This window comes from Streptomyces sp. NPDC004284 (assembly GCF_042874035.1).
Taxonomy (GTDB): domain Bacteria; phylum Actinomycetota; class Actinomycetes; order Streptomycetales; family Streptomycetaceae; genus Streptomyces.
This window is the reverse complement of record NZ_JBIAMJ010000033.1, coordinates 1-19,458: the sequence shown is the minus strand read 5'-3', so window position 1 is coordinate 19,458 and position 19,458 is coordinate 1. Positions and strand designations below refer to the sequence as shown.

Here is a 19,458-nt window from a genome sequence, read left to right as displayed (position 1 = left end):
GTCCCATACAGGGAGGACCATCCCTGCGCAGGCGGAAAGCAGGAGGCCCGACTCGCCGTCAAGTTCCCCGAGGTGGGACCATCCCCGCGCAGGCGGGAAGCAGCCTCCACCGTCCCTCGGCCGGAAGGTCAGGACGGGGCCATTCCCACGCAAGCGGGGAGCGGTTCCCGGGCTTGATGATGCGCGGGTCGATCGCGGGGCCATCCCCGCGCGAGCGAGGAGCAGTGGGGGGAGCGACGTCCGCACGAGGACGCCGGAGGACCATCCCCGCAGACGCGGGGAGCAGGGAAACGACGAAACCCCCGCCGTGAGGCGGGGGGGACCATCCCCGCAGGCGCGGGGAGCAGGCGAGCTCGACATAGTGCGGGTTCTGCGCGTAGGGACCAACCCCACGGGCGCGGAGAGCAGCACGTCGACGCTTCTCGGCGACCGCCGTCTCCGGAACACCCCCCTCAGATGCAGGGAGCAGACCCAGCAGTGCGGGAAGAGATCCAGCAGGGCGAGATCACAGCTGAAGAGGAGGGACCATCCCCACGCGAGCGGGGAGCAGACCGCCGCCCCCGCAGGACAAGCTCGCCAAGGTGGGACCATCCCGCGATGGGCAGGGGCCGAGGTGGCACTGAAAGCTGACCTCGCGGAAGAGCGAGATCAGTGATCCAGCTCCTACGATCGCAACGCTCGGACCTTCGTCATCGGCGGAGCAGATCCATGACCGTCTCAAGCAGCGTCAGGGGCCCGGACACGAGCAAGCACCCAGCCGAGCGCTGGTCCCGTGTCTACACGGCGAGCAAGTCGCCATTGTCGAGGGCCTGGCACAGTACCGTGGAGATCTCCCCGGGCAACAGGTTCAGGTCGGCGATGGCCTTGGTGGTGAGCGGGACTTCTTCGAGGATGTACTCGCCGCGGTCGGTGCGGGCGAACTCCGGGCCGGTCCGGTTCTCGAAGTCCCACGTGGCGATGCGGGCCAGGTAGAAGAACTCCTTCTCGCCCTTGGCGTTCTCCATCTCGTGGAGCAGGCGGACGATCTCGGCGTCGCCGGCGATCTCCTCTCGGACCTCGCGCAGGAGTGCTTCCTCGCGGGTGGCGTCGCTCTCCTCGACGCCTCCTCCGACGATGACCCAGTAGGGGCCGACGCCGGGGCGGATGCGCTTGATCAGGAGCATGGTGCCGCTCGGGGTGACGAGTACGGCGCGAACGCGCTGCTTCATGGGGATCCCTCTCCATGGTGAGTGGTGGGGCGGGGGTCAGTGGAGCTGCCAGCCGCCGTCGATGTGCAACGTTCTCTAGCCGGTCTGAGCGTGTTGCCGAAGTGCTGCTGACTGCAGCGCGCGTGGGGACGCAAACTCAGTCCGGAAGGTGCGAGACATGAAGCCCGAGAGCATGACTGGGAAGGTTCTTCCAGGTTGGGATCGGTTCGCCCAGAAGGCTGGCTGCCCCTTCGACGGTGAGTCGGGCAACGGAGCGGAAGAACTTCACGCAGGCGATCGCGTCATCGAGACGCAATGTTGGTGCGGCAACCAACCCGGCCGACGATTCAGGGTCACGAACAGCCCCCAAGATCGGGAGCGAGGTGATGATGGTGTGTCCATGGGCGACGTCGTTGCGGACCCGGATCCACTGGAAGATCACCTTCCTCACATGCTTGGGCTTGACCGTGATCGAGCTGTTGCCTCGTCCGCCGCTCTGAGTCCAGGTCCAATGGGACTGCGGGTCGAAGCCGACTCGCTTGAGAAGGTTCCGAGTGTTGTCGGGGTTGGGTGTGGAGAAGTCCTTGAGTGCAACCTCGAAGTCCATCTTCCATCGTTCGATCGCGTCGGCCAGCAGCCTCGTCCCAAGGGCGTTCTTCGCCTCGGCCACCAGTTCATCCCTCAGGACCATGGCGATGTCCTGGATGATTGCTTGCCAAGCCGCGACCGCCAGCACGATCGTGCCGCGGTTGATCGAGGTTTCAACCGTTCGGCGTCCCTGTCCTTTGGCTGGTGCCCTGTGGGTCTCGATCAGGTTGTCGCAGTGCTGCATCGCCGTTTCGTAGTTGTCGACGGCTTCTTGAAGATTCACTTGACGGTACTCGTCTCATCGCGGCGGCAGGATGCTCGATGCAGTGGAGTGTGCCGCACCGGAACGGCCTGCGTGCCCGCTTTCGATCCTGATCACGGCGGCGCATCCTGTCACTGGCGTCCTCGCGGGAGCGGACGATGAGCGCGGCTGGTGGGGGCCGTCCGCTGCGGCGGCGGGTTTAGGGCGGTGACACCCAGCGCGGCATCCCGGGTGGCCAGGGCCTCATCGCGCTCGGTGATCACCTCGGCCCGCTCCCTGGCCAGCTGCTCATTCATGACCGCATAGGCGCCCAGCAGGTCAGCCAGCTGCCTCTTCTCCTCGCGAACCCTGGTCAGGTCCTCGCGGAGCTTGTCGATCTCCGCCTCGGCCTTCTTGACTGGCTCGCTCTTGTACGGGCGGCCTTGAACTCCGCCTGATACTTGGCCATGAGCGTGGTCGGATACTTGTGCGTCAGCAGCCACCGCTTGACCTGAGCTTCTGCGGCGAAGTCAAGGATGGTGAGCTTGCCCGAGGAGCGCAGCGGGGTGCCGGCCAGCAGCCGGTCGGCGGCCGCCCTCAGTTTGAGGCACAACTCCTGTGGTGGCTCCTGCTCGGCCTTCACTGCGTATCCCCTCCCGGGCGTCCGCGCTCGTGGTCATCGATGAGCCGGTCCAGGTGCGCCAGGCGGCGGCGTTCGCGCCCCCAGAGGATGCGCGGGCTCGTCTCATCAGCGACCTTGGCCCGCAGGCCTGCGGCCTCGGCCCCGCAGTTCGTCGATGTTCTTCTCGGTGCGGCAGATGTGGCATCCCACTCGTAGGCGGGACCATCCCCGCGGGTGCGGGGAGCAGAGGGCCGCGCATGGTGCCCTGGCTGCTCGCGGGGGACCATCCCCGCGGGTGCGGGGAGCAGACTCCGTGACCTGCAGTTCTATCCCACGCACTGCACTATCCGAACCGCTTTCAAAGAAACCGGCAAAACAGACACTCTCCTCTGACGCCGAACCAACCCCGTGCACGCGGGGAACAGACCGAGCCAGAGCCGGCCGTAGCAGGTAGCGCGGGACCGTCCCCGCAGGCGCGGAAAGCAGAGCCGGGCGACCTGGTCGAAGTCCCGTACGGGGAGGACCATCCCTGCGCAGGCGGAAAGCAGTACGCCCTCGGCGGCCAGTTCGGGCAGATCTCAGGACCATCCCCACGCAGGCGGGGAGCTGCCCGAACGCTACTGAAGCACCCACGAGCGCTGGGAGCAGCCGAAGGTCGAGCACTTCCTCGTCGAGATGCTGGGACCATCCCGCGGGTGCGGGGAGCAGGAGCTGTCCGCGATCCCAGGACAGAAGAAGTGAGGGGCGGGGTCTCTGGCCTGCTCCCCTTTTCGCGATCAACGCCCTGACCTACAGCGCGACGGTCGTCGGCTGTCAGTGTTGGTCACCCTCGCACGGCCCGACGACGGCCCGGCGGCGCCACTTCCGCCGTTTGGCCTTCGACTTCCGCTCGGCTTCCTTGCGCTTCTGAATCATGTATGAGGACCAGTCACCCCGATGGCGATCGCACCGGGACGCCCCGATGTGGACACTGCCGCCGATCTGGCAGTTGCCGACCTTGCCCAGGGTGCCCGAGTACTGCCGGGCCACCCCGGGCGAGGAACGGCCGTCCTTGGGGAAGCCGGTGTCGTCCACCACCCGCACCTGCGGCCGCACGACCGCCACCGCCCGCCACGCCAGCCGGGCCCGCACGTCCCTGACCTGCCACGTCGAGGTCGTCATGAACTGCTGCAATTGCTGGTGATCGACACCGAGCCGTTCAGGCATCGGCTGCATCGACTTCCTGCGGCCGTCCAGCAGCAGCCCTCGCAGGTATAACGCACCCTTCGCCCGTTAGTCCCGACGCACCAACGGCGCGAACACCACCGCCGCGAACTCCTCCAACCGGCCCCGCACCGCGGCAAGCTCCCCAACCCTCATACAGCCAGCGAACTCCCCCCACCCACCACGGAAAGATCAGTAGTGCCGTATCGAGCAACGTATGCCCCGTCGTGATATGTCGCCCGGTTGCTGCGCCGGGCGGCGCCAGACGTCCAGAATGATCATGTGGCTCAACGTATGCAGGTCCGGGATATTGAGGACGACGAGGGCAGGCGACTGCTGCGGATCATCCGCAGGGGCACCGGGTCGGTGGTGACCTGGCGGCGGGCCCAGATGGTGCTGCTGTCCGCTCAAGGCATGCCCGTGGCGAAGGCCGTCGAGGTGACGTTCACCGGCGTGGACCGGGTCCGGAAGGTGGTCCACAACTTCAACGCCGCCGGCTTCGAGTCGCTCTACCCGAAGTACAAAGGCGGTCGGCCCAGGACGTTCGCCCTTCCCGAGCGCCGAGAGATCAAGAAGACCGCCAAGTCCAAGCAGGCCGAGCACGACCTGCCGTTCTCGACCTGGAGCCTGGCGAAGCCGGGCGACTTCCTGGTCGCCGAGGGGGTGGTCGACGACATCAGCCACGAGGGCCTGTGCATCCTGCTCCGCGAGGAAGGCGTCTCCTTTCAACGCCTGAAGACCTGTAAGGCCTCCCGTGACCCCGACTACGCGGCCGAGAAGGCCCGGGTCGAGCACCTCTACGCGATCGCCGACGGCGAGGTCATACCCGAGGAGGGCGAGCCCGAAGTCATCTTCTGCCTGGATGAGTTCGGCCCGCTCAACCTCCAGCCCCACCCCGGACGGCAGTGGGCCGAACGCGGCGGCCGGCACAAGGACCCCGACCACGAGCCCCGCCCCCGCAGACGAGCGACCTACACCCACCCGCACGGCGTCCGGCACCTGATCGCCGCCTACGACCTGACCAAGGAACAGCTCTACAGGCACATCAAGAAGACGAAGAACCGCTCGAAATTCCTGGAGTTCTGCCGCTACCTGCGCTCACTGCACCCGGCGGACTTACGCATCGCGATCGTCTGCGACAACTACTCACCCCACCCGACCACCAAGCGGTGCCAATGGGCCGGGACCTGGGCCGAGGCGAACAACGTGGAGATCGCCTACACCCCGACCAACAGCTCCTGGCCCAACCGCACCCAGGCCCAGTTCACCGCCCTGCGCTGCTTCGCCCTCGACGGCACCGACCACCCCAGCCACAGAGAGCAGGGCAGCATGATCCGCCGCTACATCATCTGACGGAACGAGCACGCCCAGGACAAGCGCCTGCGTCAGGTCGTGGCCAGGGCCAACGTGGCCTGATCTCGGAGGTTCTGGTCAGTTGCTGGTGTGAAGATCTCCAGCCAGCGCCACAACGATGTCGGACCAGGCCGCGGTGCCGAGCGCCGCGTCGGCCGCCGCCGTGCCGCCGTAGCGGAACCGGTCAGAGTGTCCGGCGGGCCCTTCCCCGGGCAATCGGGGACGATGCCCGGCATCGGACGAGGTCACAAGCCTGACCGGGTGGCCCACCGAAGCGCGGCGCGCGGCCAGTTCCTGTGCGAAGAGCAGCGACGGCCACATCTGATCGTCCCCGCCCGCCACGAGGACGATCTGGGCGGCGGTCTGCTCGATCGGGATCGCGGCCGCGCGTGCAGCCTCCGCATGGGTCTGCCTGCTCTGCTCGTAAAGGGTCCGACAGGCCGTCGGCTCGCCTTCTGCCTCTGCAGGAGTCCAGTCGTCATCGTAGGAGACGAACGGGACGGGCTCGCCCTTCCAGGTCCAGGACGACCGATAGGGGTGGGTCAGACCGTCGATGCCGGGGCCGACGTTCGCCCAGACCACAGACGTGGGAGACATGGCCACCACCGCATCGACGCGCGGATCGCGGATGGCCAGCAGGAGTGCTGCCTCGGCTCCCTTGGACAGTCCCATGACACCGACTCTCCCTCCTGCTTTGGTCTGCAGAAGGTCGATCGCCTCAACGAACCTCTCCAGCGGAATCTCGCAGATTCCCTGTGCCTGGCCGTCGCCACCGAACCAGCGAATCGACAACGTGGTCATCCCCGCGCGGGCGAGTACGCGGCAGCGTTCGATGTCGATGCGGCCACTCGAACCGGCCAGCACCAGTACGCCCACCCTGCTGCCTCCCACCGGCTCGACCAGCACACCCTCGAAAGGCTCGCTGATCGCGTGTTCGATGATCTCCATGCCCCTCCCCCAGACGTCGCGCTTTACGATCATCCCAAGGGAGCCGGACCGACCCACACAGGGCGAACGTTGCTTGATGCGGCACTAGTTGTCACCGGCAGAGCCGGATGACGTGGCGAATGAGACCGGACGAAGCAGTGTGGTTGTCACCGGCGAGGCACGCGGCTTGTCACAAATACTCGTTCAGCAGCCTCTCTGTCACCGGTTCCTCGACGACCAGCTGCGCGGCCGTAGACGCTCACCCTGGGGTCCGAACATGATCAGGTACTCGACCGGTCCGCCGGGGCTGGCGTTCGCCACCCCGTGCGGGGTGCGGGTGTCGAACTCGGCGACATCCCCGGGGGTCAGGATGAGGTCCTGGTCGCCGAGGGCGAGCCAGAGCCTCCCGTACAGGACGCACAGCCACTCGTGGCCGTCGTGGGAGACCTGACGGGGCCGCGCGGGCGGGTCCTCGAGGGCGGGCAGGACGTGCTTGTGGGCGTGCAGGCCGCCGACGTACCGGGTCAGCGGCAGCACCGCCTTGTCGTCGCCGAGGCTCAGCGGCGCCGTAGCGCGCGGCTCGGCCCCGGGGCCGGGCGCGGTGCCGGCCAGTTCGTCCAGGGAGACGCCGTATTCCTTCGACAGGTGCAGCAGCACCTCCAGGGTGGGCTTGCGTCGGCCGGTCTCGATCCGGGACAGCGTGCTGGTCGAGATGCCGGTCGCGCAGCTGACACCGGTGAGCGTCGCGCCGTAGTGCTCGCGCGCGGCCCGCAGCCGGGGCCCCATCGCGGCCATCGTGCCGTCCACGTCGTCGGCTGCCACCCTTCCCGCTCCTTCTTGCCGTGCCGCTCCAGCGCCCTGTCCTGCGATCTTGCCAGAATGGCAATGCTGATCGCGCCGAGGGGCCGCCGCGCCGCATGATCGATGGGTACCCGCCGGCCGCCCGCGAACCGAGGAGCAGTCCCCCATGCATTCCGAGCAGACCGCCGCACTCCACCACCGCATTGTCGAGGCCCCTGCCGGGCGCCTGCACCTGGTAGAGCAGGGCACCGGCCCGCTGGTCCTGCTCGTGCACGGCTTCCCCGAGTCCTGGTACTCCTGGCGCCGCCAACTCCCGGCCCTCGCCGCGGCCGGGTACCGGGCGGTGGCGATCGACGTACGCGGCTACGGCCGCTCCTCCAAGCCGCAGGCGACCGACGCCTACCGAATGCTCGACCTGGTGGAGGACAACGTCGCCGTCGTGCGCGCCCTCGGCGAGGAGAACGCGGTGGTCATCGGCCACGACTGGGGCTCCAACATCGCCGCCGCCTCCGCCCTGCTCCACCCTGGAATCTTCCGCGCGGTCGGCCTGCTGAGCGTCCCCTACGCGCCGCCCGGCGGCCCCCGCCCCACCGACGTCTTCGGCCAGATCGGCGGCCCCGAGCAGGAGTTCTATGTCTCCTACTTCCAGGAGCCCGGCCGCGCCGAGGCGGAGATCGAGCCCGACGTCCGGGGTTGGCTCGCGGGCTTCTACGCGGCCCTGTCCGCCGACACCATGCCCGCCGAGGACGAGCCCGACCCGCACTTCGTCGCGCGCGGCGGCCGGCTGCGCGACCGCTTCCCCGCCGGCCCGCTCCCGGCCTGGTTGCGCGAGGAGGACCTCGACGTCTACGCCGGGGAGTTCGAGCGCACCGGCCTGACCGGCGCCCTCAACCGCTACCGCAACATGGACCGCGACTGGGAAGACCTCGCCCCCCACCGCGGAGCCCCGATCAAACAGCCCGCCTTGTTCATCGGCGGCGCCCTGGACGCATCCACCACCTGGATGTCCGACGCCATCGACGCCTACCCCACCACCCTCCCCGCCCTGTCCGCCTCCCACCTCCTGGACGGCTGCGGCCACTGGATCCAGCAGGAACGCCCCGACGAGGTCAACAGCCTGCTCACCGACTGGCTCGCCACCATCCAGGACTGAACCAGGCGGCTGCCTGGGCAGCCTGGCGGTCTGCTCGGTGATGCCTGTTCTGTCGCATCGAGCTTGTCTGTGGATCTTGCGACGAGCTATGGGGATTGCCAGGTCGAGTGAGAACGCTCGGCTCGAGATTCTCAGGGCAGCTGGCTTCTGCGGAATCCGGGGGAGGCGAGCCGAGTCCTCACAGCACTGCCAGGAAGGCCCTCTGGTTTGGTCGTGGATCAACGTACGATCACGGGCTGTGAGCCAACTGGGCGAGGTCGGGAAGACGCGCTATCTGGTCCTTCATGACTACGGCATGGGATGGCTGCAGTGGTGGGTGCGGGCGGGCTCTGCCGAGGAGATCGTCAGTGCCTGCGCCGAAGTTGAGGTGATCACGAACCCGGACGCCGTGAGACGTGCCGAGACGTGGGACCTGGAGGAGGTCCACCTGGACGCTCCGGATCCGAATCCGCTGTCCGGCTTCCGCGCGCAGAGGGATGCCCAGCGTGGACGGCCGGGATTCGCCGCCCTGGTGGGACGGGACCGTGTCTACCTGCGCCGGCCGGAGTTCGAGGACGGAGCGGTCTTCTTGATGGAGCTCGGGCCGGACGGACGGCGGTTGCGGCAGGTTGAGATCGGTCCCGGCGGCGGTGCAGTCAAGACGAGCGTCGAGGACTGGCCGTTCAACGCACCGTTCGATCTTCATGATCCGCAGTATGTGGCCATGGAGATCGGCCGTGATGACTTCGAGGCGGCATGGCATCGAGCCCACCGAGAGCCCGAAGGTTGATCAGTCGGGTGCCTCGGCTGCACGAGGACGGCTCGCCCCCGGCTCCACGTACCTGCCGAAAACGACCATGACAGGGACATCGAGAACCGGACCAGAGAAATAAGGTCAAACTCCGCGGACTGGGCAAACACCATGCTCAGCGCGCGGCACAGTGAGAATCCGACAGCGCGAACGAGAAGCAGTGAGAATCCGACGGCTTCAGTGCGACAGGACAATGCCGAACAGTCACACCGCACGTACTCCACTACGCCGGTGACAACAAGCGTGCCTATGTGACAACTATCGTGCCTTGGCTCAATGAGCTTCTTCGATTTGGCCACCGATCGGGTGATTGCGACTGAGCGCTTCGGTGTCGAGTGGGCGGCTGCAGCGTCCGGTGCCAGCAGCTTGGTGAGCCGGGACAAGGGGCCGCTCGAAGCTTGCCGGCCTGAACGCCAACCCGGCGGGAAGGCCGGTGAGCGACGATCAAGCTGTTGTCAGCCGCTGGTTCTAAGGTCGGCCCTATGACATCAGACCTGGTACAGGACTCATGGACTCGCATCGACGTGTGGCTGCGCGAGCACGCGCCCCGCACGTTTGCCACGCTTCGGCCGCCTGCAGGCGGCGAGGAGATCACAGCAGCGCAACAGGAACTGGGGGTCACCTTTCCTCCGGACCTGGTCGCTTCACTCCTCCGGCACAACGGGGCGCTGGAGGGACCTGGGGCTTTCCGCTTCAGCACGGGCGACCGGCTGCTCGGAGTGAGCGGAATCCTCGGGGACACCGGGTTCATGCGCGGCATCGACCAGGGCCTCGACGGGGAGACCGAGGGCTACTGGCTTCACGATTACGTGAAGTTCGGTTCTTACGACGTGACGTCGGACGGTCTTCTGATGGATTGCCGTACCGGGCGGGACTCCTTCGGTGCGATCGGACGGTTCTTCGACGAGACCGGTACCCGTTTCGGGCAGGCCGACTCGCTGGGTGAGTATCTGGCCGAACTGGCCGGCACGCTTGAGCGCGGCCAGGACGCCGGTGTCGTCACCTTCAACGGACGGCTGTTCTGGGAGGTGCGTCCGCCTGCCAGGCCGCAGTACAGTGCCGACGAGCCCCTTCCCGCACCGGATGAGCAGCTGCCAGAGCTGGACCTGTCCTACAGTCCCACCGACCTCCTCCACGTGAGCCACCTGGACGGGCATGAGGAACTCGGTGCGCTGATCGCGGTCCTGCCGTATGAGCAGGTGGTCGACGCCGCGCGGAAGCAGCTGCGCAGACTGGCGGTCGAAACGGGTCTGAACAACTACCCGGAGGTCAAGGCAGCCCTGGACGCGTGGGAGTGCGGTGTGGCCCTGCCGCAGCCTGACCAGACCGGCCCGCTCGCCTTGCGACTCCGCGCGGTGCTCGCGCAGGCCGACACCGGCCGAGACCACACGCGCAGGTGGGCCGCGGAGAAGATAGCCCTCGGGATCTGGGGGTCCCCGTACAGGTCCGTGTGCGAGAGCGCGGAGACCCGGAGTCACTTCACTCTCGACTGGCGTGCGGATCTGCATGCGGACCTGGGCAATCAGCCCCTGCCACCGATACCTGACGACCGATTCTGGGGGGCGCTGCGCAACCCCGCCATCGACTCCAGTTGGTACGCGGCCCAGTACAGCCAAGATCAGGACTGACCCCAGGGGTTCCGGTTCCGCGTGAGCGCTTCACGTGGCGGTTATCGCCAGACGAAGCACCCACCAAGGATCTTCAGCGCTGCCGCTCCAGCGTGCGGATGGCCTTGACGATCGACGTCATGCGGTCGGGGCTGCACCGGGACCTGCGGAAGACCTGCCAGGACTTCAGGCTCGCGACACCGCGTTCAACGGGTGCTCGTGCTGCGTCCGGCGCCCGGTTGAGGGTCTGTTCGGTGGGAGTGAGTTCCTGGAGTGGCTTGCGTGTGATGCCGGTCGTCGGCCACGGTCCTGCGCCTTGGTGGGCGAGATCGGCCAGGACGGGAACGCCCCCGGCGCTCGCGGATGCGGATGATCCGAGGGGTGCGGGCGGCGGTCAGGTCGTGAGACCGGCCCGGCAGGGCGGGTGAGAGCCACAGCAGCCGGCCGCGGGGGTCGGTGACGATCTGCACGTTCACGCCGTGGCGCCGGGGTTGGTGGGAGTGGCCGGCCCGGCCGTCGCCGACCCGGTCGCACTCGGCGGGGGTGCCGTCGAGCAGGAGGCAGTCGGGATCGTGCTCGCGCAGCGTCTTGTGCGGACCCGGTGCTCGTTCGGCGAACAGGTCGACGACCGCGCGGGTGTGGGCGGTGGACTCGCCGATCCCGAACCCGGCGGCGATCTTCGCCGGAGCGGTGTGCTCTCGCAGGTACACCAGTGCCACTGTCGCCCGCTGGGACGGACGGGGCTTGCGGCGCCGGTCGCCCCCACGAGTGACAGCCGGCATGGAGCCCCGCTCCACGAGCGCCTGCGGCAGGTGGGATGACCGACGAGGCCCCCGAACAACGTGAGGGAGACGTCAGACATCTCAGTCAACGGCTCGGGGGCCTCGTTCGTTGCGCTTCACGGCCCCTCACCCGATCGGTGACCCACTCGAAGAAGCTCAGTGAACGCGGCACTCACCGTCTGGGACAGGAAGTCCTTGCCGCGGTCCACCCGTGCCCTCTCCGGCAGACCGCCGAAGGGGCCGTAAGGCTCCTCACGCACCACGGCGGAACGCAAGTCGGCCTAGTCTTCTGAGTCAGGAATTCTGTTCAGATGTATAGGCTTGCCCTATGGCACGTACTGGGCGACCGAAGGCCGAGTTGATCCTGTCCGGTGAGGAACGGGCTGCGCTCGAGGGATGGGTGCGGCGTCGTTCCACGCCGCAGGCGTGGGCTCTGAGGTGCCGAATCATCCTGGCCTGTGCGGAGGGCGCCTCCAACAAGGACGTCGCGGCCCGGCTCGGCTCGACGCCGCATGCGGTGGGCCGGTGGCGGGCGAGGTTCGTCGAGCACCGGATCGCCGGCCCGGGAGACATGCCCCGGCCGGGCGGCCCTCGGACGGTGACCGACGAGCAGGTGGCCGCGCTGGTCACCAGGACCCTGCAGTCCACACCGAAGAACGCGACCCACTGGTCGACGCGGTCGATGGCGAAGGAACTGGGCCTGTCACAGTCGACCGTGTCGCGGGTCTGGCGGGCGTTCGGTCTGCAGCCGCACCGCTCGGAGACGTTCAAGCTGTCGACGGATCCGTACTTCGTCGACAAGGTCCACGACGTCGTCGGCCTCTATCTGGACCCGCCCGAGCGGGCCCTGGTCTTCTGCGTGGACGAGAAGTCGCAGATCCAGGCCCTGGACCGCTCTCAGCCGGTGCTGCCGATGATGCCCGGAGTGCCGCAACGCGTCACGCACGACTACGTCCGGGCCGGCACCACCACCCTGTTCGCCGCCCTGGAGGTCGCCACCGGCAAGGTGATCGGCTCCCTGCACCGCCGCCACCGGGCCGAGGAGTTCAAGAAGTTCCTCATCAAGCTCGACCGGGAAGTCCCGGCCGGCCTCGCCGTCCACCTGGTGCTGGACAACTACGCCACCCACAAGACCCCGGCCATCAAGACCTGGCTGCTGGCCCACCCGCGGTTCCACCTGCACTTCACGCCGACCGGGTCGTCCTGGCTCAACCTGGTCGAGCGATGGTTCGCCGAGCTGACGAACAAGCAGATACGGCGAGGCGTCCACAAGACCGTCCAGGCACTGGAGCAGGACATCCGGACCTGGATCGCCGCCTGGAACACCGACCCCAGGCCCTACCTCTGGACCAAGACCGCGGACGAGATCCTCGAACACCTCGCCTCATATCTGAACAGAATTCCTGACTCAGAAGACTAGGGCCTGTTGTGAAAGTCCTGGTCGCGTGAGGTCTGGCATCCATGGGGGCGTCGTTGTCAGTGGTGCTGTGCATGATCGGACCGTCAGCTTTTCGCGGAGGTAGGGAAGTGCCATGCCGATCACAAACCAGCAGGTAGCGGGCCATGCGTTCCTGCGGCAGATGTACGACGACTCGTACTTCCCTGATCACGTGGTCGACAAGGGGAAGGCGATCCTGCTGCGGCTGTGCGAGCGCATCGAGGCCGAGCATCCGGCGGACCTGGAGGGATTGTATGCACTCACCCAGGCTGCGACGGAGGAGTTCAACCTGCTGGACAGCGAGTTCGTGGCGGCCGGAAGCGAGATCGAGACGGTGGCGCGGGAGTGGATCTGTGACGAGTTCTGCTTCGTCGCGTCGGCATACGAGTTCACGGAAGCGGATGCGGAGGAGTTGACCGCCGGCCGGGACTGGTGAACGCGGACGGGAGGTCACCTCAGGTCAAAGCCATTCGTTGAGAGCTGCGATCAGCACGGTCGCCTCGTAGCGGACGGCGAGCTTGTCGTACCGCGTGGCGACAGCGCGGTGTCTCTTGAGGCGGTTGATCCCGCACTCGACCGCGTGGCGCTCGCGGTAGTCGACTGGGTCGAAATACGGCGGCCGGCCGCCGCGGGAACCGCGCTTCCGGCGGTTGCGGGCCTGGTCGGCCTTGTCCGGTATGGTGCAGCGGATCCCGCGGCGGCGCAGGTAGGCACGGTTCTTGCGGGAGGCGTACGCCTTGTCCGCCCGCACGCGATCGGGACGGACCCGTGGCCGGCCCGGACCGACGCGGGGCACGCGGACCTTCTCCAGCACCGGCTCGAACTGCGGCGAGTCGCCGCGCTGCCCGGCCGTGACCACGATCGACATGGGCTTCTGGCCCTGCTCGACAGCCAGGTGGAGCTTGGTGGTGAACCCGCCGCGCGACCGCCCCAGCCCATGATCACGGGGCTCGGTGAAGATACCGCCCGGTGGCTCCTTCTACAGGTCGCCCTGCTTACGGGCACCGGCCGCGTGCTGGTGGGCGCGGCAGATCGTGGAGTCGACGCTCAGGTCCCAGACAATCGCGCCGTTCGCGTCGGCCAGGGACTGGAGGCGGGTGAGGATCCGGTGCCAGGTGCCGTTGCTCTGCCACCGGCGGAACAGGTCGTAGACCCGGCTCCACGGTCCGTACTCGACGGGGACGTCCCGCCACGGAACACCGGTCCGGACCCGGAACCGTATGCCGTCGATCAGCTGACGACGAGGCCAGACGGGCGGCCGCCCCGCCCTGACACCCTTTGGCAACAGCGGCTCCAGCACTGCCCACTGCTCGTCCGTGAGATCTCCCCGACCCATGAACCGTGATCATTCACAGCCCATGATCCACTTTCGATACACGGCCTAGACGGGCGTACCGTGGCGGGACCTTCCCGAGCGTTTCGGCAGGTGGAAGACCGTCTATGAACGGCATCGGCGTTGGTCGGCGGACGGCACGTGGGACCGGATCCTGTGTGCCGTCCAGGCGGACGCCGACCTCGCGGGCCGGATCGGCTGGAGCATGGTCAGCGTCGATTCGACGTCCTGCCGGGCCCATCAGCACGCGGCCGGGGCCCGGAAGAAGAAGCCGCGTGTCCCGAAAAAAGGACAACGCCCCGGCACCACCGCCCCGACGAAGGACTCGGCCGGTCCCGGGGCGGCCTGACCTGCAAGATCCACCTCGCGGGTGAAGGCGGATGCCGACCGATGGCCTTCCTCCTCACGCCCGGCCAGTGGGGCGACGCCCCGCAGATGATCGAGGTCCTCCGACGGATCCGGGTGCCCCGCCCGCAGGGCGGACGGCCACGCACCCGGCCGGATCACCTGGGCGGCGACAAGGCATACAGCTCACGCCGCAACCGGCGCTACCTGCGAAGATGCCAGATCAAGCACACCATCCCCGAGCCGAAGGACCAGCGGGCCAACCGCAGACGGCGCGGCAGCAAGGGCGGCCGGCCCACCGGCTTCGGCAGCGAGATCTGTAAACGCCGCAACGAGGTCGAGCGCACGATCAACCGGCTCAAGAACTCCCGGGCCGTCGCCACCCGCTACGACAAGAGGGCCTACGTCTTCCACGGCACCGTCACCACCGCCGCCGTCCGCTTATGGCTCCGGCCGTGCTCACTCGGCAGGAACTCGCCCTCGGCAGAGTGAGCGTGATGAAGGCCGACCAACGCTCCACGCCATAGTTCGGTTCACCTCGGCGGGTCCTCGCCCGTGAGCCCGTCGACGGATTCACGGATGAGGTCGGCGTGACCGGCATGGCGGGCGTACTCCTCGATGAGGTCGAGGAGGATACGGCGGAGGTTGGGGCGTTCGCCGCTACGAGTGGTGTAGGCGCCGAGTTGGTCCAGCCCGCCCGCACTGAGCGCCTCGGCGACGATGGCACGTGAACGGGCGACCGATTCCTGCCAGAGAACGCGCAGCTGATCGGGGGTGTCCTCGGTGGCGGAGCGGTAGTCCCAGTCAGGCTTGCTGTCCCAGTCGACGGCGTCCCAGGGAGCACCGACGGGGGACCCGAGCCACAACCGGGCGAAGTGGCTGTCTTCCATGTGCGCCAGGTGCTTGAGGAGGCCGCCCAAAGTGATGGCGGACGTGCCGAGCGTGGCACGAAGACCGGCGGCGTCCAGACCGGAGCACTTCCAGGCAAGGGTAGCCCGCTGCCGTTCGAGGGCGCCGAGGATCGCTGCGGCCTCGGTGCCGGCGAGGGGAGGTTCCGGCCAAGCCTCGGTCTTGCTCTCGATCATGGCTGCAGACCTTAGCGAACGGAGCTGACAGCGCAACAGGCGGGTGGACGCAACAAACCGCTCGCTCAAGATCCGCCGGACAGGCCGTAGTCGCGCAGTCGGTGAACCACGTGATCCACGGCCTACGAGCCCTGCCCTCGACATCGACCGGCACCGGCGCCCGCAGGTGGTCGGTCTCCCACACCTGATTACGCCAGGGACGCGGCCGGGCCAGAAACACATCATGCTTACGCGCCGCCCGCTCCCCACCCGCGAGCCCGGCCCGCTCCCCCGGCGACAGATCACGACCGATCGCCCGATGCAGCGTCGGAATCGACGGTGGCGGCTTCCCCTCACCCCTGGCCGCGCGAGCGGCCAGCTCACGGTGGACAGCAGCAACGTTCCCCTCCCACAACGCGAGCAGAGCCCGGACCTCGTCAGTGACCGTGAACCGCCCGTGCCACGCAGCCCGTCCCTCCGGCGCCGCAGCCGCGGCCTCATCCCGCTCAGTGGCAGCCAGCCACCACCACACCGCCCGCTCCCGCGCCCCCAACACGTCCGCCACCGAACGCACCCTCACAGGGGTGAGCTTCCCCTCCCGCCGCAAAGCCAGCAGACGGCACACCGCCACACCGCCACAGCGCGCAACGCTCGAACAGCCACAGCCAGCAAGGCCCCGCTCATATCGCCACCCGCCCGTTCTGGGGCCGGGCACTGCTCTGTCTGGTCCACGCCCCGAGCACAGCAACACCCACTGGCCGGCGGATCAGAACTCACGAAACTGAGGCAACGTCACCCCCCATGGAATGACACCCCGGAGCAGCGAAACCCCACGGAAACTCCCGCCTTGGAACAGCGACACCCCACCCCAAGAACCGATGCTGACCAGCACCAACACACAAACCGCCACTGTCTCTCAGACCACTGTCACCAAACCGAGAGATCGCAGCCCGAGGCCGGTCCCCGCGCCAGGCTGTCACCTCACGGAGGCGCACGATCTTTCGGACATGCTTGCCTCGCTATCTGCTCGGCGTGCTGTCCCGCATGACCGTCTCCGCCGGGAGCAGGAGTCCGGTCGTCGGTGTGGGGGCGGTGCCCTCGACCACGGTGATCAGGCGGTCGACGAGCGCGTGCGCGATCGTGGCCAGGGGCAGCCGGACGCTGGTGAGAGTGGGCTGGAGCAGGGTGCACAGGGGCATGTCGTTGAAGCCGGTGATGGCGACGTCGGTGCCCACGGTGAGGCCGGCCACTCGGACGGCTTGATAGGCGGTCAGGGCGAGCCAGTCGCTCGCGCAGACCAGGGCCGTCGGGCGGGCGGGGCCGACCAGCAGCCGCTGGATCGCCTGGGAGAGCGCGGCCGGGTCGTCTTCGGGGACGCTGACCTCGAAGGCTCCGTCGGGGGCGGCCGCCGCGGCCTGGAGCAGGCCGGCCCTGCGGTCGGCGAGCCAGGGCAGGGACGCTGCGGAGTTGACGTAACAGATCCGGCGGTGCCCCTGGCCGAGCAGCGTGTGGACCAGCTGGGCGGTGGCCGCGACGGAGTCGATGTCGACCCAGTTCTGCGGGCGCCCGGGTGCCGTACGGCCGAAGGCGACGAAGGGGAACCCCGCCTCGGTGAGCACGTCGACCCGGGGGTCGTCGTGGACGACGTCGGAGAGGACGAAGCCGTCGATCTGGCGGGCGGCGATCAGTCCGTTGAAGGACTTGGCGACCGCCCCGGAGCCCTGCTGGGGGTCGCAGCGGAACAGCAGGACACGGTGGCCCACGGCGTCGGCGGCGCTGACGAGCGCCTGGAGGAAGCCGCCCATCAGGGGGTTCGGGTCGGCGGGGTTGTCGGCGGGTGCGGGATAGCCGATGACCTTGCGGGTGCCGGTGCGCAGGCTGCGAGCGGACTGGTCCGGTTGGTAGCCGAGCTCCTCGATGGCGGCGGTGACCCTGGCGAGCGTGGTCGCGCGCAGCCGGTGGGGGGCGTTGAGGGCGTTCGAGACGGTCTGGCGGGAAACTCCCGCCGCCCGTGCGACGTCCTCGATGGTCACCTGTTGAGCGGTCATCGTTCCTCTGTGGCTGTGGCTGTGGCTGTGGGCGGTGGGTCGGGGCGGTGTACGGCCGCCCCGACCCACCGTCCGTCGTCCCGTTCAGTCCTCGCGGGTCAGGGTGAGCAGGCCGCCCGTCGGCACGTGCACCGGGTTCACGCCGGCGACGAGGTCGAGGACGGTCTCGGACAGGATCTCACCACGGCAGTCCTGGACGAGGGCGAGGGCCCGTTCGGGCTCGGTGACGCCGATCAGGACGACGGCGTCGCTGTCCGCGTTGGCCACGAGGACGGTCTGCGGGGTGGTCAGCGGCTGTCGGGGCGGCAGGGTGACCGGCAGCGGTGCGTAGCGCGCGATCACCGTCGTACGGGCGTCGTGGGCGCGGACCAGCGGGTAGCCGAGGTCGGGGCGCTCGGGTTCCAGGGCGCCTTGCTGGAGGACGTCGGCGTGGCGGCGGAAGACGTCCAGCCAGAAGCGTACGGTCGACAGCTGGTCCTCGGTCTGGGCGCCGAGGTCCACGGAGATCTGCGGGACCGAGAACAGGGCGTTGACGAGGTGGACTGCCACCGCTTCCGGTGTCTCGGCGGAGTGCCACATGATCATGTCGGCGTGGACGGCGAGCGGGCCCGCGGTGAGGCGGCAGTCGATGGTGCGCTGGCGGTTCTCGGCGGGGCTGAGCGGGCAGTCGGTGGCGCGGACCATGGTGGCGTACGGCCAGAGGCCGGGGCTGACGTACGGCTGGCGGTGCTCGATGATCACGTCGGGCCGGGTACGGCGCAGCCGGGCGTCAAGGTCGGCGACGAGCCGCCGTACGCCGTCGTGGACCTCGGCGTGGTCGGCGCCGGCCGGTGCGGGCGGGGGGTCGGTGACGGCGAAGCGGTCGACGAAGTCGATCTTCACGCCGTCCATCCCCCACTCCTCGACGGCGCGGGAGACCTTGTCGATCAGGTAGGCGCGCACCTCCGGGTGGCGGGGGTCGAGCACGGCCGCGTCCAGGTGGGGCTCCTCCCGCAGGATCAGGCCCTCGAAGCGGTCCCAGGCCTCGTTGTGACGGCCGATGAACGGCAGCGCGTACCAGAGGAGGTAGGAGAGGCCGAGGCGGTGGACCTCGGCAACGTGGGCGGCCGGATCGGGGAAGGCCTTCGGGTTGGGATCCCAGTCGCCGCAGTGGCCGTAGCCGCGCGTACGGTCGGAGGTCTGCCAGCCGTCGTCGACGATGACGCTCTCGCAGCCGATGGCCGCGGCCAGGGCCGCCTGGCGTTCGACGGTGGCGGTGTCGACGTTCTGGTGGAGGCTGTACCAGGTGGAATAGGCGGGCATCCGTGCGGCGGGGGCGATGCCGGGGTGGTCCGCGGCCCCCTCGGCCCACCAGTCGGCGACAGCCCGGACGGTGGTGGCGAAGTGCCGGCCGGTGAGATCGATCCGTACGCGCAACGGCGGCCCGGCGGGCGTGAGTTCCTGCTCGACGGTGAAGGCGAACTCGCCGCTCTCCTCCACCACGCCGGCGCCGACGCGCACGGGCGCGGCCGTCTCGCCCGCCGCGGCGGTGCACAGGGCGCGGTCGTCGGTGCCGACGAGGCTGGCGACGGGGGCACCCAGGGGGAGGGAGACCGTTCGCGGGGCGATCCAGGAGGGCGGGAGCCAGCGGCCGGCGTTGGTGTCGGGGGTCCAGTAGGCGGTGGCTCCGACACAGGGGACGCGCCATTCCGCGCGGACGGTGACCGCCTCCGCCGCCCGGACCTCGATCAGGGCCACGCCGTCGGCGACCTGGGTGACGGTCGACTGCCACTGGTCGCTGCCGAGGGCGGTGAGGTGGACGGTGAGCGGGGTGCCGGTGGAGTGGAGCAGGGGGGCGGGGAGGGGGCGGTGGACGACGGTCGGAGGGGCGGTGGGGGTGGCGGGAGTGTCAGTGGTGGCCGAGCCGCTTCCGGAGTGGGGGCGCCAGGCGGGGACGGGCCGCTCGGTGGGCGTGTGCGGGGCGCGCGTGTCCGAGG

14 protein-coding genes and 4 pseudogenes are annotated in these 19,458 nt (G+C 68.7%); 7 read left to right on the top strand and 11 right to left on the bottom strand.

The window, feature by feature from the left end:
- Nucleotides 1-776 precede the first annotated feature (776 nt).
- From ACFYUS_RS38785 to ACFYUS_RS38770, 4 genes are all read right to left on the bottom strand, one after another.
- Complete coding sequence (locus ACFYUS_RS38785) at nucleotides 777-1,208, bottom strand: NUDIX domain-containing protein (RefSeq protein ID WP_388862973.1); 432 nt, start codon at nucleotides 1,206-1,208, stop codon at nucleotides 777-779.
- Between the two features lie 136 nt (nucleotides 1,209-1,344).
- Complete coding sequence (locus tag ACFYUS_RS38780) at nucleotides 1,345-2,058, bottom strand: hypothetical protein (protein ID WP_388862971.1); 714 nt, start codon at nucleotides 2,056-2,058, stop codon at nucleotides 1,345-1,347.
- A gap of 110 nt (nucleotides 2,059-2,168) precedes the next feature.
- A complete protein-coding gene (locus ACFYUS_RS38775; RefSeq protein ID WP_388862969.1) occupies nucleotides 2,169-2,519 on the bottom strand; it encodes a hypothetical protein in 351 nt (116 codons plus the stop codon).
- A gap of 932 nt (nucleotides 2,520-3,451) precedes the next feature.
- A complete protein-coding gene (locus ACFYUS_RS38770; RefSeq protein ID WP_388862967.1) occupies nucleotides 3,452-3,853 on the bottom strand; it encodes a transposase in 402 nt (133 codons plus the stop codon).
- 270 nt (nucleotides 3,854-4,123) lie between these two features.
- On the opposite strand from ACFYUS_RS38770, the pseudogene ACFYUS_RS38765 reads away from it, so the two are divergent.
- Nucleotides 4,124-5,257: pseudogene (locus ACFYUS_RS38765) on the top strand (IS630 family transposase).
- Between the two features lie 15 nt (nucleotides 5,258-5,272).
- Here the strand turns inward: ACFYUS_RS38765 and ACFYUS_RS38760 are convergent.
- Nucleotides 5,273-6,142 carry an acyl-CoA thioester hydrolase/BAAT C-terminal domain-containing protein gene (locus tag ACFYUS_RS38760; RefSeq protein ID WP_388862965.1) on the bottom strand — a complete coding sequence of 290 codons (870 nt, stop codon included), beginning with the start codon at nucleotides 6,140-6,142 and terminating at the stop codon, nucleotides 5,273-5,275.
- Nucleotides 6,143-6,340: 198 nt separating this feature from the next.
- Nucleotides 6,341-6,943, bottom strand: a complete 603-nt coding sequence (locus ACFYUS_RS38755; protein WP_388862963.1) for a helix-turn-helix domain-containing protein — start codon at nucleotides 6,941-6,943, stop codon at nucleotides 6,341-6,343.
- Between the two features lie 145 nt (nucleotides 6,944-7,088).
- On the opposite strand from ACFYUS_RS38755, the gene ACFYUS_RS38750 reads away from it, so the two are divergent.
- The 3 genes from ACFYUS_RS38750 (at nucleotide 7,089) to ACFYUS_RS38740 (ending at nucleotide 10,493) form a co-directional block, all read left to right on the top strand.
- Nucleotides 7,089-8,075 carry an alpha/beta fold hydrolase gene (locus ACFYUS_RS38750; protein WP_388862961.1) on the top strand — a complete coding sequence of 329 codons (987 nt, stop codon included), beginning with the start codon at nucleotides 7,089-7,091 and terminating at the stop codon, nucleotides 8,073-8,075.
- A 238-nt stretch (nucleotides 8,076-8,313) separates the two neighbouring features.
- Nucleotides 8,314-8,844 carry a hypothetical protein gene (locus ACFYUS_RS38745; RefSeq protein WP_388862959.1) on the top strand — a complete coding sequence of 177 codons (531 nt, stop codon included), beginning with the start codon at nucleotides 8,314-8,316 and terminating at the stop codon, nucleotides 8,842-8,844.
- 503 nt (nucleotides 8,845-9,347) lie between these two features.
- On the top strand, nucleotides 9,348-10,493 hold the full coding sequence (locus ACFYUS_RS38740) for an SMI1/KNR4 family protein (protein ID WP_388862957.1): 1,146 nt from the start codon (nucleotides 9,348-9,350) through the stop codon (nucleotides 10,491-10,493).
- A gap of 73 nt (nucleotides 10,494-10,566) precedes the next feature.
- Here ACFYUS_RS38740 and ACFYUS_RS38735 read toward each other — a convergent pair.
- Nucleotides 10,567-11,254 (bottom strand): annotated as a pseudogene (locus ACFYUS_RS38735) (transposase family protein).
- Nucleotides 11,255-11,582: 328 nt separating this feature from the next.
- Here ACFYUS_RS38735 and ACFYUS_RS38730 point away from each other — a divergent pair.
- Nucleotides 11,583-12,674, top strand: coding sequence for an IS630 family transposase (locus ACFYUS_RS38730; RefSeq protein ID WP_388862955.1), 1,092 nt, complete (start codon nucleotides 11,583-11,585; stop codon nucleotides 12,672-12,674).
- A gap of 112 nt (nucleotides 12,675-12,786) precedes the next feature.
- Nucleotides 12,787-13,128, top strand: coding sequence for a DUF5713 family protein (locus tag ACFYUS_RS38725; protein WP_388862953.1), 342 nt, complete (start codon nucleotides 12,787-12,789; stop codon nucleotides 13,126-13,128).
- Between the two features lie 24 nt (nucleotides 13,129-13,152).
- On the opposite strand, the pseudogene ACFYUS_RS38720 reads toward ACFYUS_RS38725, so the two are convergent.
- Nucleotides 13,153-14,028: pseudogene (locus ACFYUS_RS38720) on the bottom strand (IS5 family transposase).
- Between the two features lie 49 nt (nucleotides 14,029-14,077).
- Here ACFYUS_RS38720 and ACFYUS_RS38715 point away from each other — a divergent pair.
- A pseudogene (locus ACFYUS_RS38715) lies at nucleotides 14,078-14,862 on the top strand (IS5 family transposase); the annotation flags it as partial.
- Nucleotides 14,863-14,903: 41 nt separating this feature from the next.
- Here the strand turns inward: ACFYUS_RS38715 and ACFYUS_RS38710 are convergent.
- The 3 genes from ACFYUS_RS38710 to ACFYUS_RS38700 form a co-directional block, all read right to left on the bottom strand.
- Nucleotides 14,904-15,455 (bottom strand): DinB family protein, encoded by a 552-nt coding sequence (locus ACFYUS_RS38710; RefSeq protein ID WP_388862951.1) that lies wholly within the window; start codon nucleotides 15,453-15,455, stop codon nucleotides 14,904-14,906.
- Between the two features lie 998 nt (nucleotides 15,456-16,453).
- Entirely contained in the window at nucleotides 16,454-17,482 is a 1,029-nt protein-coding gene (locus tag ACFYUS_RS38705; protein ID WP_388862949.1) for a LacI family DNA-binding transcriptional regulator, read from the bottom strand.
- A gap of 84 nt (nucleotides 17,483-17,566) precedes the next feature.
- Nucleotides 17,567-19,458: glycoside hydrolase family 36 protein (locus ACFYUS_RS38700; RefSeq protein WP_388862947.1), on the bottom strand; the 1,892-nt coding region annotated here is incomplete at its 5' end.